Source organism: Microbacterium sp. (assembly GCF_017305435.1).
Classification (GTDB): domain Bacteria; phylum Actinomycetota; class Actinomycetes; order Actinomycetales; family Microbacteriaceae; genus Microbacterium.
On the sequence record NZ_JAFKIP010000008.1, the window covers coordinates 17,432 to 31,722 of the forward strand.

Annotated in this window: 12 protein-coding genes; 6 read left to right on the forward strand and 6 right to left on the reverse strand. The window is 69.3% G+C overall.

The annotated features are described in order from the left end of the window. Nucleotides 1–77: 77 nt before the first annotated feature. Nucleotides 78–2,057, forward strand: a complete 1,980-nt coding sequence (locus tag J0I43_RS14505) for a cytochrome c oxidase assembly protein (protein WP_236966998.1) — start codon at nucleotides 78–80, stop codon at nucleotides 2,055–2,057. A gap of 10 nt (nucleotides 2,058–2,067) precedes the next feature. Next, nucleotides 2,068–2,463: a DUF4307 domain-containing protein gene (locus J0I43_RS14510; protein ID WP_045246023.1), complete on the forward strand. Its 396-nt coding sequence runs from the start codon at nucleotides 2,068–2,070 to the stop codon at nucleotides 2,461–2,463. A 39-nt stretch (nucleotides 2,464–2,502) separates the two neighbouring features. Here the strand turns inward: J0I43_RS14510 and J0I43_RS14515 are convergent, their stop codons facing one another. Beyond that, a complete protein-coding gene (locus J0I43_RS14515; RefSeq protein ID WP_048809453.1) occupies nucleotides 2,503–4,539 on the reverse strand; it encodes a heavy metal translocating P-type ATPase in 2,037 nt (678 codons plus the stop codon). Nucleotides 4,540–4,608: 69 nt separating this feature from the next. On the opposite strand from J0I43_RS14515, the gene J0I43_RS14520 reads away from it, so the two are divergent. Continuing rightward, nucleotides 4,609–4,950, forward strand: a complete 342-nt coding sequence (locus J0I43_RS14520) for a helix-turn-helix transcriptional regulator (protein WP_048809452.1) — start codon at nucleotides 4,609–4,611, stop codon at nucleotides 4,948–4,950. 356 nt (nucleotides 4,951–5,306) lie between these two features. Here J0I43_RS14520 and J0I43_RS14525 read toward each other — a convergent pair whose 3' ends face one another. The 4 genes from J0I43_RS14525 to J0I43_RS14540 form a co-directional block, all read right to left on the reverse strand. Then, nucleotides 5,307–6,044, reverse strand: coding sequence for an ABC transporter ATP-binding protein (locus tag J0I43_RS14525; protein WP_292865376.1), 738 nt, complete (start codon nucleotides 6,042–6,044; stop codon nucleotides 5,307–5,309). Continuing rightward, entirely contained in the window at nucleotides 6,041–6,916 is an 876-nt protein-coding gene (locus tag J0I43_RS14530) for an ABC transporter ATP-binding protein (RefSeq protein ID WP_292865945.1), read from the reverse strand. The genes J0I43_RS14525 and J0I43_RS14530 overlap by 4 nt, the downstream gene beginning before the upstream one ends. Nucleotides 6,917–7,031: 115 nt before the next feature. Beyond that, nucleotides 7,032–8,021 carry a branched-chain amino acid ABC transporter permease gene (locus tag J0I43_RS14535; RefSeq protein ID WP_292865948.1) on the reverse strand — a complete coding sequence of 330 codons (990 nt, stop codon included), beginning with the start codon at nucleotides 8,019–8,021 and terminating at the stop codon, nucleotides 7,032–7,034. 5 nt (nucleotides 8,022–8,026) lie between these two features. Continuing rightward, nucleotides 8,027–9,379: a branched-chain amino acid ABC transporter permease gene (locus J0I43_RS14540; protein WP_292865379.1), complete on the reverse strand. Its 1,353-nt coding sequence runs from the start codon at nucleotides 9,377–9,379 to the stop codon at nucleotides 8,027–8,029. Between the two features lie 253 nt (nucleotides 9,380–9,632). Between J0I43_RS14540 and guaB the strand changes: the two genes are divergently transcribed. Together guaB and J0I43_RS14550 are read left to right on the forward strand one after the other, a co-directional pair. After that, a complete protein-coding gene (gene guaB / locus J0I43_RS14545; protein ID WP_292865381.1) occupies nucleotides 9,633–11,135 on the forward strand; it encodes an IMP dehydrogenase in 1,503 nt (500 codons plus the stop codon). 221 nt (nucleotides 11,136–11,356) lie between these two features. After that, on the forward strand, nucleotides 11,357–12,220 hold the full coding sequence (locus J0I43_RS14550; protein ID WP_292865384.1) for an endonuclease domain-containing protein: 864 nt from the start codon (nucleotides 11,357–11,359) through the stop codon (nucleotides 12,218–12,220). Between the two features lie 149 nt (nucleotides 12,221–12,369). Here J0I43_RS14550 and J0I43_RS14555 read toward each other — a convergent pair whose 3' ends face one another. Then, on the reverse strand, nucleotides 12,370–13,536 hold the full coding sequence (locus J0I43_RS14555; RefSeq protein WP_292865387.1) for an FAD-dependent oxidoreductase: 1,167 nt from the start codon (nucleotides 13,534–13,536) through the stop codon (nucleotides 12,370–12,372). A 46-nt stretch (nucleotides 13,537–13,582) separates the two neighbouring features. Here J0I43_RS14555 and J0I43_RS14560 point away from each other — a divergent pair, with 46 nt between their 5' ends. Further along, the gene (locus tag J0I43_RS14560; protein ID WP_292865391.1) at nucleotides 13,583–14,290 is read left to right on the forward strand and encodes a TMEM175 family protein; all 708 of its coding nucleotides are present in this window, start codon (nucleotides 13,583–13,585) and stop codon (nucleotides 14,288–14,290) included. The last annotated feature ends 1 nt before the right edge of the window (nucleotide 14,291 follow it).

The following is a 14,291-nucleotide window of genomic DNA, read 5'->3' on the forward strand; positions in this document are numbered from 1 at the left end:
CCGATACTCTCGATTCCCGCCACCACGGGTGCGGATGCCACTGAACGCGGACAGCGGTCACTCCGACCGCGACAGGAATGACTCCTCGCGTCTTGCGGGTCGCAGGGCCTGCGATCCTCGGCGGGGTCGCACTCATCGCCTTGGTCGGGGCGTTGTGGTTCGGTGGGGGTGCTGCGCAGATCCCACTCGGCGACGCCGGCCCTGTTGTGCGCTGGGGGCTTCCGGTCACGAAACTGGTCGTGAATCTCGCCGCCGCGGGCATGGCCGGTGTGCTCGTGACCGCCTTGTTCACGCTGCGGGCCGGTGAGCGCGAGTTCGACGTCGCCCTCGATACCGCGTCGATCTCTGCAGCCCTGTTCACCGTGGCCGCGGGCGCGACCGGGTTCCTCACGCTTCTCAGCGTGTTCAACCCGGCCATCGACGCAGGCCCCCAGTTCGGTGCCCAGCTCGGCCGGTTCCTCGTCGAGCTCGAGGTCGGCAGGACATGGCTGATCACGACGGTCGCCGGCGCCGCCCTCACCGTCCTGACATTCGCCGTGCGGTCCTGGGTCGGGACGCTTCTGGTCGCCCTGGTGGCGGTGGCCTCGCTCGTGCCGATGGGCACGCAGGGGCACTCCGGCGATGACGCCTTCCACCACGAGGCGATGATGGCGCTCATCCTGCACATCATCGGCGCCGCGGTGTGGCTCGGCGGGCTCCTGCTGCTCATCGCCGTCCGTCCAGCCCTCGACCGTCGCCGCATCCCCGATCTCGTCGCCCGCTACTCGAGCATCGCTCTGGCCGCGTTCGTGCTCGTCGCCGTGTCCGGCACGGTGCGCGCCGCCATCGGCCTGCAGGAGTGGTCCGATCTGCTCTCGCCCTATGGCGCGATCTTGGGCATCAAGGTCGTCGCGCTCGTCGGCCTCGGCCTCTTCGGGGCGTGGTACCGCACCCGCCTGATCGGCAGGATGCGCAGCTCCGACGCGGCATCCCGCCCTTTCTGGATGCTCATCGCGTTCGAGCTGGCACTGATGGGTGTGGCCAGCGGCGCCGCCGCAGCGCTGGCCCGCACTCCGCCACCGAACCCGGCCCCGCTTCCCGAGATCCCCTCGCCGGCAGAACGCCTCACCGGTGCCCCGCTGCCCCCGGAGCTCACGATCGAACGGTGGGTCACCGCGTGGAACGTGGACATGTTGTGGGCGGTGCTCGCCGGGTTCGCGATCTTCTTCTATCTCGCCGGGGTGTGGCGGCTGCGCCGGCGCGGCGACGCGTGGCCTGTGTATCGCACGATCATGTGGGTCGCCGGCATGGTGCTGCTGGTCTGGGTCACCGGCGGCGTCGTCAACGTCTACCAGGACTACCTGTTCAGCATGCACATGGTGGGGCACATGCTGCTCACGATGGCGATCCCGGTGCTGCTGGTCGCCGGCGCCCCGGTGACCCTCGCCGCCCGGGCGATCCGCAAACGCGACGACGGCACCCGCGGCGGGCGGGAGTGGATCCTGTGGGCGGTGCATTCGCCCGTCGCCCGCATCCTGACGAACCCGTTCGTCGCGGCCGCCCTGTTCATCGGCTCACTGTGGGTGTTCTATTACACCGACCTGTTCCGCTGGTCGCTGTACGACCACCTCGGCCACCAGTGGATGATCGCGCACTTCCTCATCACCGGCTACCTGTTCGCGCTCTCCCTGATCGGCATCGACCCGGTGCCGTGGCGGCTTCCCTACGCCGGCAGGCTGCTGCTGCTCATCGGTGTGATGGCGATGCACGCGTTCTTCGGCATCGCCATCATGATGCAGTCGGGGCTGATGGTCGCCGACTGGTTCGGGTCGATGGGTCGCACCTGGGGTGTCACACCGCTCGAGGATCAGTACACCGGCGGCGGTATCGCGTGGTCGATCGGTGAGATCCCCACCCTGATCCTCGCGATCACGGTCGCGATTCAGTGGAGTCGCAGCGACGACCGCGAGACCAAGCGGCGAGACCGGCACGCCGACCGCACCGGCGAAGCCGAGCTCGAGGCCTACAACGCACGCCTCACCGAGCTCGCCGACCGCGATGCTCGCAGCCGCAGATAGGGCGCACTACGTGACGACGAAAGAGGAGCTCGCCGACCGCTACGGTCGGGGACCGCGGCCCATCCGCCGCCGCGTGTTCTGGGTCACCGTCGCGACGGCGGCAATCCTGTCTGTCGCCGGGCTTTCGTGGCTGACTGTCTCGAACTCGCTCGACGACGTCGGATTCGACGAGACCGGATACGAGCTGGTCGATGCGCGCACCGTGACCGTATCCTTCCAAGCCACGCCACCCGCTGGGACGTCGTTCGCATGCGCGGTGCAGGCATTGGATGAGGACTTCGGCATCGTCGGTTGGCGGGTCATCGAGTACCCCGCGTCCGAGGAGATCACACGAGCACTCGTGGAGACCATCCCGACCGTCGCGCAGGCAACGACCGGCACCGTGCAATCCTGCTGGGCCACATAGCCGCGCAAGGGAGGCCGTCGCCTGCGCCGGCTGAGTCTCTCAAGCGGTGGGCCTGTCTTCGTGGTCGATGCCGTGGTGCTCTTTGCCGCGCTCGAAGTTGAGCAGGCGGAGTGCGTTGCCGACGACGATCAGGGTGGAGCCTTCGTGGATGAGTACGACCGCGCCGATGTTCAGGCCGAGGAAGGTGGCGAGGATGAGGAACGCGACGATCGCGAGGCTGGCGATGAGGTTCTGCCGGATGATGCGGCTGGTGGCGCGGCTGAGCCGCACGGCGAACGGGACGCGGCCGAGGTCGTCGCTCATCAGCGCGATGTCGCAGGTTTCCAACGCGACGGTGGAGCCGGCGGCGCCCATCGCGATGCCGACGTCGGCGCGGGCCATCGCGGGGGCGTCGTTGACGCCGTCGCCGACCATCGCGATCGGTCGGTGGGTTTCGGCGAGGCGGGTGATCTGAGCGACTTTGTCCTCGGGGAGCAGTTCGCCGATCGCGGTGTCGACGCCGACTTCCCGGCCGACCGCGTCGGCGACGCGCTGGTTGTCGCCGGAGATCATCACGAGCTGCCCCACGTTCGCGCCCCGGAGCGCGCTGAGCACCTGGGCGGACTCCGCGCGGGACGCATCCATCACGCCGACGATGCCGAGGAACCGGTCGCCACGGCGGATGATCATCAGCGTCTGCCCGGAGTCCCGCGCCTGCGTGTACGCGTCGGCGAGCGTGCCGGTCAGCGCGAGTTGCTGCTCGTCGAACATGCGCAGGTTGCCGACGTCGACCCGCTCGCCGTCGATCGTCGCCGTGACGCCACGCCCGACGACCGCGTTCAGGTCTGTCGCGGTGAGGCGCTCGGCCTGGGGGACGCGGGGCTCGAGGTCGCGGACGATCGCCTCGGCCAGCGGGTGATCGCTGAGCGCTTCGACAGCGACCAGAGTGCGGATCAGCTCGGACTCGGGCACGTCGGCGGCGGGGGTGACGGACGTCACCCGGGGGGCACCCCAGGTCAGGGTGCCGGTCTTGTCGAACGCCATCGCCTTGACCCGCCCGAGCGTCTCGAGCGGGGCGCCGCCCTTGACGAGCACCCCGGCACGCGCAGCACGGGCGACCCCTGCCAGCACCGCGGCCGGGGTTGCGATCGCGAGCGCGCAGGGGCTGGCGGCGACGAGCACGGTCATGGCGAGGTAGAACGCGTCGGGGAACGGTTGCGCGAACGCGAGCCAGGAGATCAGGAGGGTGACGGCGACCCCGAGGATCACGGCGGGCACGTACCAACGCTGGAACCGGTCGATGAACTGCTGTGTGGGGGAGGCGGCCTGGTCGGCGGAGCGGACGAGCTCGACGACCTTGCTGAGCGTCGAGTCCGCGGAGGTCGCGGTGACCTCGACCTCGAGCACGCCGGACCCGTTCACGGTGCCGGCGAACACACGGTTGGCGGCGGGCAGGGTGTCGACGGTGCGCATCGCCCGCTCCGGGTCGGCCACCGGCTCCTTCTCCACCGGAATCGACTCCCCGGTGACCGCGGACTGATCCACCGCGGACACCCCGGAGATCACGAACCCGTCTGAGGGAATGCGGGAGTTCGGGCGGATGACGACGATGTCCCCGACGACGATCTCCTCCACCGGCACCTCCACCGGCTCGTCCCCGCCGCGGCGCACCAGGGCGCTGCGGGGAGCGAGCTCGGCCAGGGACTCGATGGACTTGCTGGCACGGCTGAGGGCGTATTCCTCGAGCGCGTGGCCGAGGCTGAACAGGAACAGCAGCACCGCCCCTTCCGCCCACCGGCCGATGAGGGCGGCGCCGATCGCGGCCACCAGCATGAGGAAGTCGACCTCGAACTTCCCTCGCATCGTCGAGGCGATCGCGGTGCGGAACGTGAAGAACCCACCGAAGAAGTAGGTGGCGAGGAAGAACACCAACGGCCACCCGACCATCGGCAGCCCCAACGCGAACTCGGCGATCATCCCGCCGGCGTAGGTCACGCCCGCGGCGATCGCGAACCACAGCTCCCACCGGGCCGAACCGTGGGAATGGTCGTGCGTCTCCGCAGCGGGCGCGGTAGTCGTCGGGGAAGAAGCAGTCATGCGACCAGGATACATCACAAGATCATGATATATTGTAGTTGTGAATGATTATCGTGATCGGAGGGCACAATGGTGAGCATGGCCGGTACTGAGACGCGTCGGGAAGCAGGCACCCTGTCCGTAGCGGATGCTGAGCGTCTCGCCGAGATCATGCAGGCACTGGCGTCACCTGTGCGGCTGCGCATTCTGAGCGCGCTGAGTGTTCAGCCGAGCACCGTGACCGACCTCAGCGAACAGCTGCACATCGGACAGACGACCACATCGAACCATTTGCGGCTGCTGCGGCATCTGAGCCTGGTCCTTGGCACGCGCGACGGCCGGCACATCCACTACTCGCTCTTCGACGACCACGTCTCCGAACTGCTCGAGGAGGCCATCGGGCACCTCGAGCATCTGCCCGGCGGAGGATGACGCCTGCCGGAGCTCCCCGATTGACGAGAGTATTCCCGTTCACGTCGGGGGGCGCTGCTGCGGCCGGGGAGAGCGCGTCGCTGCCGGTTCGGACACGCTGCATGGTGTGTAGCCGATCGCCGCGACGGCCATGAGCTCTTGTAAGAATCCGCCACTACTCGCGGAATCCTGAACCCGAAACCCCAGCCAACTACCGTGGAATCGCGGCATTCCTCGCCATCTCGAGCGGGAACCTACACACCCCGCCCTCGTCCCCGTCCGCGGACGGGGGACGGCGGGCGGGGGCGGCGGGCGGGACGTGAGAGAGGGGGTGGATGCCGTGGCATCCACCCCCTCGTGCGTGACGCGCGTGCGGGTCAGGCGGCGTCGTCGACGCCGAGCGTGCCCAGGTACAGGCCGATGACCTGCGGGTCGTTCAGGAGCTCCCGGCCGGTGCCCTCGTGGGCGTCACGGCCCTGGTCGAGGACGTAGCCGCGGTCGCAGATCTGCAGGCACCGGCGGGCGTTCTGCTCGACCATGATCGTCGTGACGCCGGCCTTGTTGATGTCGGAGACGCGGATGAAGGCGTCGTCCTGACGGACGGGGGAGAGCCCGGCGGACGGCTCGTCGAGCAGCAGCACCGACGGGTCCATCATGAGGGCGCGGCTCATCGCGACCATCTGACGCTCACCGCCCGAGAGCGATCCGGCGCGCTGCTTGAGGCGCTTGCCCAGCTCCGCGAAGATCCCGGTGACGAACTCGAGCCGCTCGGCGTAGATCTTGGGGTTCTGGAAGAGCCCCATCTGCAGGTTCTCCTCGATCGAGAGCGACGGGAAGACGTTGTTCGTCTGCGGGACGAACGCGACCCCGCGCTGGACGAGCTTGTCGGCCTTCAGGCCCACGATCGACTCGCCGTTCACCGTGATGTCGCCGCCCCGCACCTTCACGAGACCGAAGATCGACTTCAGCAGCGTCGACTTGCCGGCGCCGTTGGGCCCGATGATGCCGATCAGCTCGCCTTTGCGTGCAACGAGGTTGGCGGAGTTGATGATGTTGATCCCGGGAAGGTAGCCCGCGGTGAGGTCCTTGACCTCGACGACGATCTCGTCGCTCACTTGTTCTCCTCCTCGGCCTCGGCGACGGCGGCCGCCTCGTCTTCCTTGATCTCCTCGAGCAGCGCGATCGCGGAGGTGTCGAGCTCGCCCGCGACCCGGCCCGTCACGACGCCGAGGTCGACGTCCTGGTGGCTGCCGAGGTAGGCGTCGATGACGGCCTTGTCCTCCATGACGGTGTCCGGCGGGCCCTCCGCGACGACCTTGCCCTCGGCCATGACCACGACCCAGTCGGCGATGTGGCGCACCATGTGCATGTCGTGCTCGACGAACAGCACCGTCACGCCGAGATCCTTGAGGTCGAGGATGTGGTCGAGGAGCGACTGCGTGAGGGCCGGGTTGACACCGGCCATGGGCTCGTCGAGCATGACGAGGTTCGGGTCGCTCATGAGGGCGCGCGCCATCTCGAGGAGCTTGCGCTGACCGCCCGAGAGCGACGCGGCGAAGTCCTTCTCCTTGGCATCCAGCTTGAAGCGCGCGAGCAGGCCACGGGCCTTCTCCTCGTTCGCCTCCTCCTGACCTCGCCACATGGAGGGGATGAAGGACGCCCAGAACTTCTCGCCCTTCTGCCGGGGAGCGCCGAGCTTCATGTTCTCGAGGACCGTCAGGAGGGAGAGGGCCTTCGTGAGCTGGAACGTGCGCACCTGCCCCATCCGCGCGACCTTGAAGGCGGGGATGCCGGCGAGGCTCTTGCCGTCGTAGGACCACGTGCCCGAGTTGGGCTTGTCGAAGCCGCACAGCAGGTTGAACAGGGTCGTCTTGCCGGCGCCGTTCGGGCCGATGAGGGCCGTGATGGCGTTCCGCGGGATCTCGAGGTGCTCGACATCCACCGCGGTGAGGCCCCCGAAACGGCGCGTGACGCCGTCGATCACCATGATCGGGTCGTTCTTGGCGACGCCGGGCGTGGGATCGCCCTTCGCGAGGCCCTGCGCCTTGGGACGGCGGATCGAGCCCGTCGCGGTGGTCACCGGGACGGCATCCGGGTTCTGGTCACTTGACAAAGGTCATCTCCCTCTTGTCGCCGAGGATGCCCTGCGGCCTGAAGATCACGAGGAGCATGAGCGAGACGCCCACGAGGATGTAGCGGAGCGTTCCCGCCTGGATGTCGGTCATCGGCAGCCACCCGGCCTTGGCCATCTCGGGCAGGAGGTTGCCGAGGAGCGCCATGACCATCCAGAAGAGCACGGCGCCGAGCGACGGCCCGAAGATCGTCGAGGCGCCGCCCAGGAGCAGGATCGTCCACAGGAAGAAGGTCAGTGCCGTCGTGTAGCTCGACGGGATGACCGCCGACGGCAGCACGTAGACGATGCCGCCGAGCGCGCCGATGACACCACCGACGACGAGCGCCTGCATCTTGTACGCGAAGACGTTCTTGCCGAGCGAGCGCACGGCGTCCTCGTCCTCGCGGATGCCCTTCAGCACGCGGCCCCAGGGGCTGCGCATGAGGGACCACACGACGACGACCGACAGCGCCAGCATGATGAGGCCGAAGACGACCACCCACAGCTGCTGCTGGGTGAACTGCCACGGGCCGAAGCCGTACCGCTCACCCGTCGGAAGCGCGGGGAACGGGTTCGACGACTGGAAGCTGCCGTTGTAGTTGCCGAGGCCGTCGGCCGAGTTGGTCCACTCGTCGAACACCTGCGTCGTGAACAGCAGGCGCACGATCTCGGCGGCCGCGATCGTCACGATGGCGAGATAGTCGGCGCGCAGACGCAGGGTCGGGATGCCGAGGATCACGGCGAACACGGCCGCGAGCAGGAGGCCCACCAGCATCGCGAGGTACCACGGCAGCCCGAACGTGAGGATCGAGATGGCGTAGCCGTAGGCGCCCAGGGCCATGAAGCCCGCCATGCCGAAGTTCAGGAGGCCCGCGTAGCCGAAGTGCACGGCGAGGCCGGTCGCCGCGAGCGCGTAGGCGATCGTGACGGGGCTCAGCAGGTAGCTGAGCGTGTTGGAGAGGATGGAACCCCAATCCATGGCGGTCACCCGAGCCTTTCTTTACGACCCAGCAGGCCCTGTGGTCTCACCAGCAGGATGATGATCAGGACGACGAGCGCGCCCGCGTACTTGAGGTCGGACGGGATCCACATCGTCGAGGTCTCCACCACGATGCCGACGATGAGCGAGCCCAGGAGAGCGCCGAACGCCGTGCCGAGGCCGCCGAGGGTGATCGCCGCGAAGATCAGCAGCAGCATCTGCGTGCCCATGTCCCACCGCACGCCGGGGCGGAAGTACGCCCACAGCACGCCGGAGATCGCCGCCAGCACGCCCGCGATGATCCACACGATCCGGATGACGCGGTCGACGTTGATGCCGGATGCCGAGGCGAGCTGCGGGTTGTCGCTGATCGCACGGGTGGCCTTGCCGATCCGGGTGCGCAGGAGGAAGTACGCGACGCCGAGGATGACGACGATGCTCACGCCCATCGAGATGAGGTCGATGTAGGAGAGCGAGATCGGGCCGAACTCGATCGGCGTCGGGCTCGAGCCGGGCAGTTGCGATGTCGCGCCGCCGGCGAAGAACTGGAACGTGTAGCGCAGGGCAAGGGAGAGGCCGATGCTCACGATCATGAGCTGCACGACCCCGAGGCCGCGTCTGCGCAGCGGGCGCCAGAGTGCGGCATCCAAGGCGAGGCCCAGCGCCGCGCCGCCCAGGACGGCGGCCAGGATGCCGGCCCACAGCGGCAGCTGCCACACCGTGGAGAAGAGGAGGGTGAGCAGTGCCCCCCACGTCACCATCTCGCCGTGCGCGAAGTTCGACAGGCCCGTCGTGCCGTAGATGAGCGCCGCACCCATCGCCGCGAGGGCGAGAAGGAGGCCGAAGTTCAGCCCGTTGACGAGTCGCACGAGCAGCTGATCGCCGAACGACTGCGTCACGCGTTCCCCGGCACCGAGGAAGAGGTTCACGATCTTCGTCTTCGTGAGGCCGAACTCGACCTCGAACGAGCCCGTCGTGCCCTGCACCGGCTGCAGGCCCTCGGGCAGCTGCGACGGGTCGACGATGACGCCGTCGGGGAGGGTGTCCTCATCGATCGTGAGGGTGTAGGTGTCCTTGTCGGGCACGTACAGACGCCACTTGCCTTCGGCATCCGTCACCGTCTCGGCGTCGAAGCCGCCGCCCTTCACCGACACCGTGACGTCGGGTACCGGCTTCTCTTCGAAGGTGATCACGCCGCCGAAGTAGTAGTCGGTCGCTTCCTGGTCGCCGCCGGGGGTGTCCGGGGCGGAGGCGGCGAACGCGGCGGTGCCGCTGGTGAGCAGCAGAGCGGCCGCGGCGGTGAAGGCCACGAGGGCCAGCACGATCCACCGCAGTGGGTTTCGCGCGGTGAGGGTCATGGGTCTCAAGAGATCCTCCAGTCCAGCGCACCAATCGGGTGATGCGGTCGCATCGACGTTGATGAGACGGTACGAGCGTAATGTGTCGGTCTTGTTTCCGCCTCTCCCTTGCGTGTTTCGGGAAGTCCCCGTAGGGAGGCGGGCGCGGCGGGGAGACGGGCGGGTGCTGGGCGGGCGCTGGGCGGGAATGAACCTCCGCGCGCGCGACTTAGACTTGTGCATACGCACACCGCCCGGCCCGCAGGGAGAACACGTGGAGCACAACGACCCGTTCGGTTTCGTCGGACTGACCTATGACGACGTCCTGCTCCTGCCGGGGCACACCGACGTCATCCCGTCCGAGGCCGACACGTCCTCGCGCGTCACGCGCCGCATCACGGTCGCGACGCCGCTGCTGTCGGCCGCGATGGACACGGTCAGCGAGACCCGGATGGCGATCGCGATGGCGCGAGAGGGGGGGCTCGGCATTCTGCACCGAAACCTCTCCATCGCCGACCAGGCCGCCATGGTCGACCAGGTCAAGCGCAGCGAGTCGGGCATGATCACCGACCCGATCACCACGACGCCGGACGCGACGATCGAAGAGGTCGACGCGCTGTGCGCGCAGTATCGCATCTCGGGTCTGCCGGTCGTGGACGAGGACGGGCGTCTCGTCGGCATCATCACCAACCGCGACATGCGCTTCGTCTCGGGCTTCGAGCGCCAGACGACGAAGGTGCGCGACGTCATGACCCGCGAAGGGCTCGTCACCGGCCGCGTCGGCATCGCCGCGGGCGAGGTCATCGCGCTGTTCGCGCAGCACCGCGTCGAGAAGCTCCCGCTCATCGACGACGACGGCAGGCTCGCGGGACTCATCACGATCAAGGACTTCGACAAGAGCGAGAAGTACCCGCTCGCCACGAAGGACGAGCAGGGGCGACTGCGTGTCGGCGCCGCGATCGGCTTCTTCGGCGACGCGTGGGAGCGCGCCGAGGCGCTGCGGGATGCCGGTGTCGACGTCATCGTCGTCGACACCGCCAACGGGCAGTCGCAGGGCGTCATCGACATGGTCCGCCGCCTGAAGGCCGATCCGTCGTTCGCGCACATCGACGTGATCGGCGGCAACGTGGCGACGCGCGAGGGCGCGCAGGCCCTCGTCGACGCGGGCGTCGACGCCGTGAAGGTCGGTGTCGGGCCGGGCTCGATCTGCACGACGCGCATCGTCGCGGGCGTGGGTGTGCCGCAGGTCACCGCGATCTGGGAGGCCTTCCAGGCGGCCCGCGACGCCGGCATCCCGGTCATCGCCGACGGCGGCCTGCAGTACTCCGGCGACATCGCGAAGGCGCTCGTCGCGGGAGCGGACACGGTCATGCTCGGGTCGCTCCTCGCCGGCACCGACGAGTCGCCGGGCGAGATCGTCTTCCAGGGCGGCAAGCAGTTCAAGCTCTACCGCGGCATGGGTTCGCTCGGAGCGATGCAGACGCGCGGCAAGAAGACCTCCTATTCGAAGGACCGCTACTTCCAGGCCGACATCCCCTCCGACGACAAGCTGATCCCCGAGGGCATCGAGGGGCAGGTCGCGTACCGCGGCCCCGTCTCCGCGGTCGCGTATCAGCTCGTCGGGGGCCTGCGCCAGTCGATGTTCTACGTCGGCGCGCGCACGATCGAGGAGCTGAAGGCCCGCGGCAAGTTCGTGCGGATCACGGCGGCGGGCCTCAAGGAGAGCCACCCGCACGACGTGCAGATCGTCGTCGAGGCGCCCAACTACAAGCGCTGACCCGCGGGACTCGTGCCGGCGCGGGCTTGCGCTGGCGCGGGCGTGCGCGCACGGACTCCGCAGATTGTCGCGAACTCCGCGGGGAGACCGGCGTCCCGCTGCGGAGTTCGTCGCATTCTGCGGAGTTCATCGGCTTCTCCCCAAGCGCGCTTTCGGCGGAACCGTCCACAGATCGCGCGATCTGCGGCATCCGTCGCCGCCGCGCGAGGAGGATGCCGCGCATGCGACTCCTCTCCGAACGACTGCGCGGTGGAGCCTTCCACCGCGAACAGCTCCATTCCTCGGGATACTCCGATCGCGATCTGCGGGCGCTCGTGCGTGCAGGCGAGCTCGAAGTCTGCCGACGCTCGTGGTTCGTCACCCGCGACGCGGACGACGAGATACGCGCCGCGGCGCGGCTCGGGGGCAGGCTCACCTGCACGACCCTTGCGCGGCGACGCGGGTGGTGGATGCCGGACGGTGTCGGCGAGGAGCTCCATCTGCACTATCCACCCGGCAGCAGCGGGCCGCGGGGCGGCGGTGGAGGCCTTGACGGGGCGAAGCCTGCAGTCGCCCACTGGACGCGTCCGATCGTCCCCGTCGGTCGTGCGCTCATCGCCGGCGTCGAGGATGCCCTCGCGCACATCGCGCACTGTCATCCACCCGAGACCGCGCTCGTGATCTGGGAGTCGGCGTGCTCGGTGGAGAAGATCGCACCCGAGGCCGTGCGTCGCGTGCAGTGGTCCTCGACAGGGGCGTTCGCGCTCGCGCACGAGGTGAACGGGCTCGCGGACTCGGGGCTCGAAGTGCTCGTCTGCGCGCCCCTGCGCCGGCTCGGCGTACAGGTGCGTCAGCAGGTCGTGCTCGCGGGCAAGCCGGTCGACGCGCTCGTGGGGCGCCGACTCGTCCTGCAGATCGACGGGTGGGCGCATCACTCGAGTTCCACGCAGCGATCCAAGGACATCGCGCACGACGCCGAGCTGCGCCTGCGCGGGTACACGGTGCTGCGGTTCTCGTACGCGCAGGTCGTGCATGACCGTGCGGCTGTGGAGCGCCTCATCCGGCGCGCGCTCGCGGCGGGGCTCCACACGAACTCCGCAGGATGACGCGTGCTCTGCAGCGGGAACCGCGTGCGGCTGCGGAACACGTGACAATCTGCGGAGTACGTGCGCGGGCGGATGCCGTGGCGCGGGCGGATGCCGCAGCGCGGGCGGATGCCGTGGCGCGAGCGGATGCCGCAGCGCGGGCGGATGCCTCAGCGCAGGCGGAAGGCGGGCGCGGCGCGTGCCGCGGGGTCGATCACGAGCGCAGCGAGCGTCGCCCCCACCCCGGGCGCGAACTTGAAGCCCTGTCCCGAGAAGCCCGCACCGACGACAACGGGGCCGACGCGGTCGAGGACGAACGCCTCGTCGGGCGTACTCGTGTAGGTGCACGAGATGGGCACGGCGCTGTCGGGATCGAGGCCTGGGAACCACTCCCGCACGTACTCGCGCAGCTCGCGCTGTCGCACGGGCAGATGCGGACGGGCATCGGGGTCGACCTCGTCGCCGATGCCGTGGAACCCGACCTTCACCCCCTCGCCCGGCGTCGGCATGCCGTACACGTTCGCGGGCTGCGTGCCGGGGGCGACGAAGTGGTTGAACGACGGCCAGGGCCCCGGCATCCTGGTGGCGAAGTGCGCGGGCGTCTCCTCCGTCACGCGCAGGGGCGGCAGAGGGATGCCGAGGTCCCTGCCCGCGCCGAGCACCCCGGCGGTCCACGCCCCCGCCGTGACGACGGCGACGTCGGCGCGGACCGCACCGGCATCCGTCACGATGTCTACCCCGTCGGCGACGGGGGAGAGCCCGCGCACGCGCGTGTGCCAGCGCACGTCGCCGCCCGCGGACACGATGCGGCGCTCGAGCTCGCGCAGTGTCGCCGCCGCGCGGGCGACGCCGGCGTCGGGGGAGTGCAGCACGACGTCGTCGAACCGCATGCCCGGCCAGCGCCGCGACGCCTCCGCCCCGCTCAGCAGCTCGGCGGGGATGCCGCGCTCCGCCAGCCGCTCTCCGATGGCGGCCAGCGCGGAGCCGGCGCCGACTCCCGCGCCGACTCCGGGGCCGGCGCCGGCTCCCGGGACGGCGCCGAGCGATGGCCTTGGGTCATGGGATACAGGGCCGTGCGACACGAGTCCGTGGCGGCGCAGCAGAGGCTCGCCGTCCACGTCGCCGAGCGCGTCCCAGCCCTCGCGGGCGAGAGCGAGCAGGTCGAGATAATGCGCGTCGGTGTACGCGTTGTTGTAGTTGCGGGTCTCGCCGTGCGAGGCCCCCTCATGGTGGCCCCGTCCGAAGCGCTCGAGGACGACCGGGCGCTCGCCGCGCCGGGTCAGCTGCCACGCCGTCGCGAGGCCCATGACGCCACCGCCGATGATCACGATCCGCATCCCTCCATCCTCCCGCCGCGCGGGCGCCCCGCGATATTGTGACGTTGTGAGGCGCGCAGACAGTCACGGCACGGGCGGCGAGAACGCCGGCCACGATCCGAGCGTCACACGCACGGAGGCCTACACCGACGCGGTCTTCGCGATCGCCGCCACCCTCCTCGTCCTCGATCTCACGACGACGTCGCTCGGTGAGGTCGGCTCCGACGGCGAGATGTGGGCGGCGCTCGGGGGAATGTGGCCGAACCTGATGGCGTTCGGCATCAGCTTCGTGCTGCTCAGCGGCATGTGGATGATCCACCTTCGGCAGTTCCGGGACATCCGGACGGTGGACTCGACGCTCCTGTGGCTCAACAACGCGCGGCTGCTGTTCGTCGTCCTGATCCCGTTCACGACGGCTCTCACCTCGGAGTACAACGACTACTACGCCGGTCGCATGCTGCTGCCGATCGACTTCTTCCTCGTCGCGCTGTTCGGGCACCTGTCGTGGCGATGGGCGGCCGCGCGCGGCGGCCATCTCATGACCCCGGATGCCTACGCGCAGCGTTCTTCGGCCGCCGCGGGGGGCCTCGCCGCCGTCACCTGCGGCGCGATCGCCGTGGCCCTGTCGCCGTGGTTCGGGTCGGCCGCCTTCTTCGCGTTCCTGCTGAACGGGCCGCTCACGGCGATCCTCCTGCGTGTTGGCCGCAAGGGTCGACGTGGGGACCGTTCGCCCCGCGGGGGCTCCGCGGGCGCGGCGGGTAGGCTGAACCCGTGAC

Coding starts and splice junctions, on each gene's coding strand:
- J0I43_RS14550 (WP_292865384.1), top strand. CDS start 11,357: ATGCGACTCCTCTCCGAACGACTGCGCGGTGGAGCCTTCCACCGCGAA.
- J0I43_RS14515 (WP_048809453.1), bottom strand. CDS start 4,539: ATGACTGCTTCTTCCCCGACGACTACCGCGCCCGCTGCGGAGACGCAC.
- J0I43_RS14505 (WP_236966998.1), top strand. CDS start 78: ATGACTCCTCGCGTCTTGCGGGTCGCAGGGCCTGCGATCCTCGGCGGG.
- J0I43_RS14530 (WP_292865945.1), bottom strand. CDS start 6,916: ATGGTGATCGACGGCGTCACGCGCCGTTTCGGGGGCCTCACCGCGGTG.
- J0I43_RS14555 (WP_292865387.1), bottom strand. CDS start 13,536: ATGCGGATCGTGATCATCGGCGGTGGCGTCATGGGCCTCGCGACGGCG.
- J0I43_RS14540 (WP_292865379.1), bottom strand. CDS start 9,379: ATGACCCTCACCGCGCGAAACCCACTGCGGTGGATCGTGCTGGCCCTC.
- J0I43_RS14535 (WP_292865948.1), bottom strand. CDS start 8,021: ATGGATTGGGGTTCCATCCTCTCCAACACGCTCAGCTACCTGCTGAGC.
- J0I43_RS14520 (WP_048809452.1), top strand. CDS start 4,609: ATGGTGAGCATGGCCGGTACTGAGACGCGTCGGGAAGCAGGCACCCTG.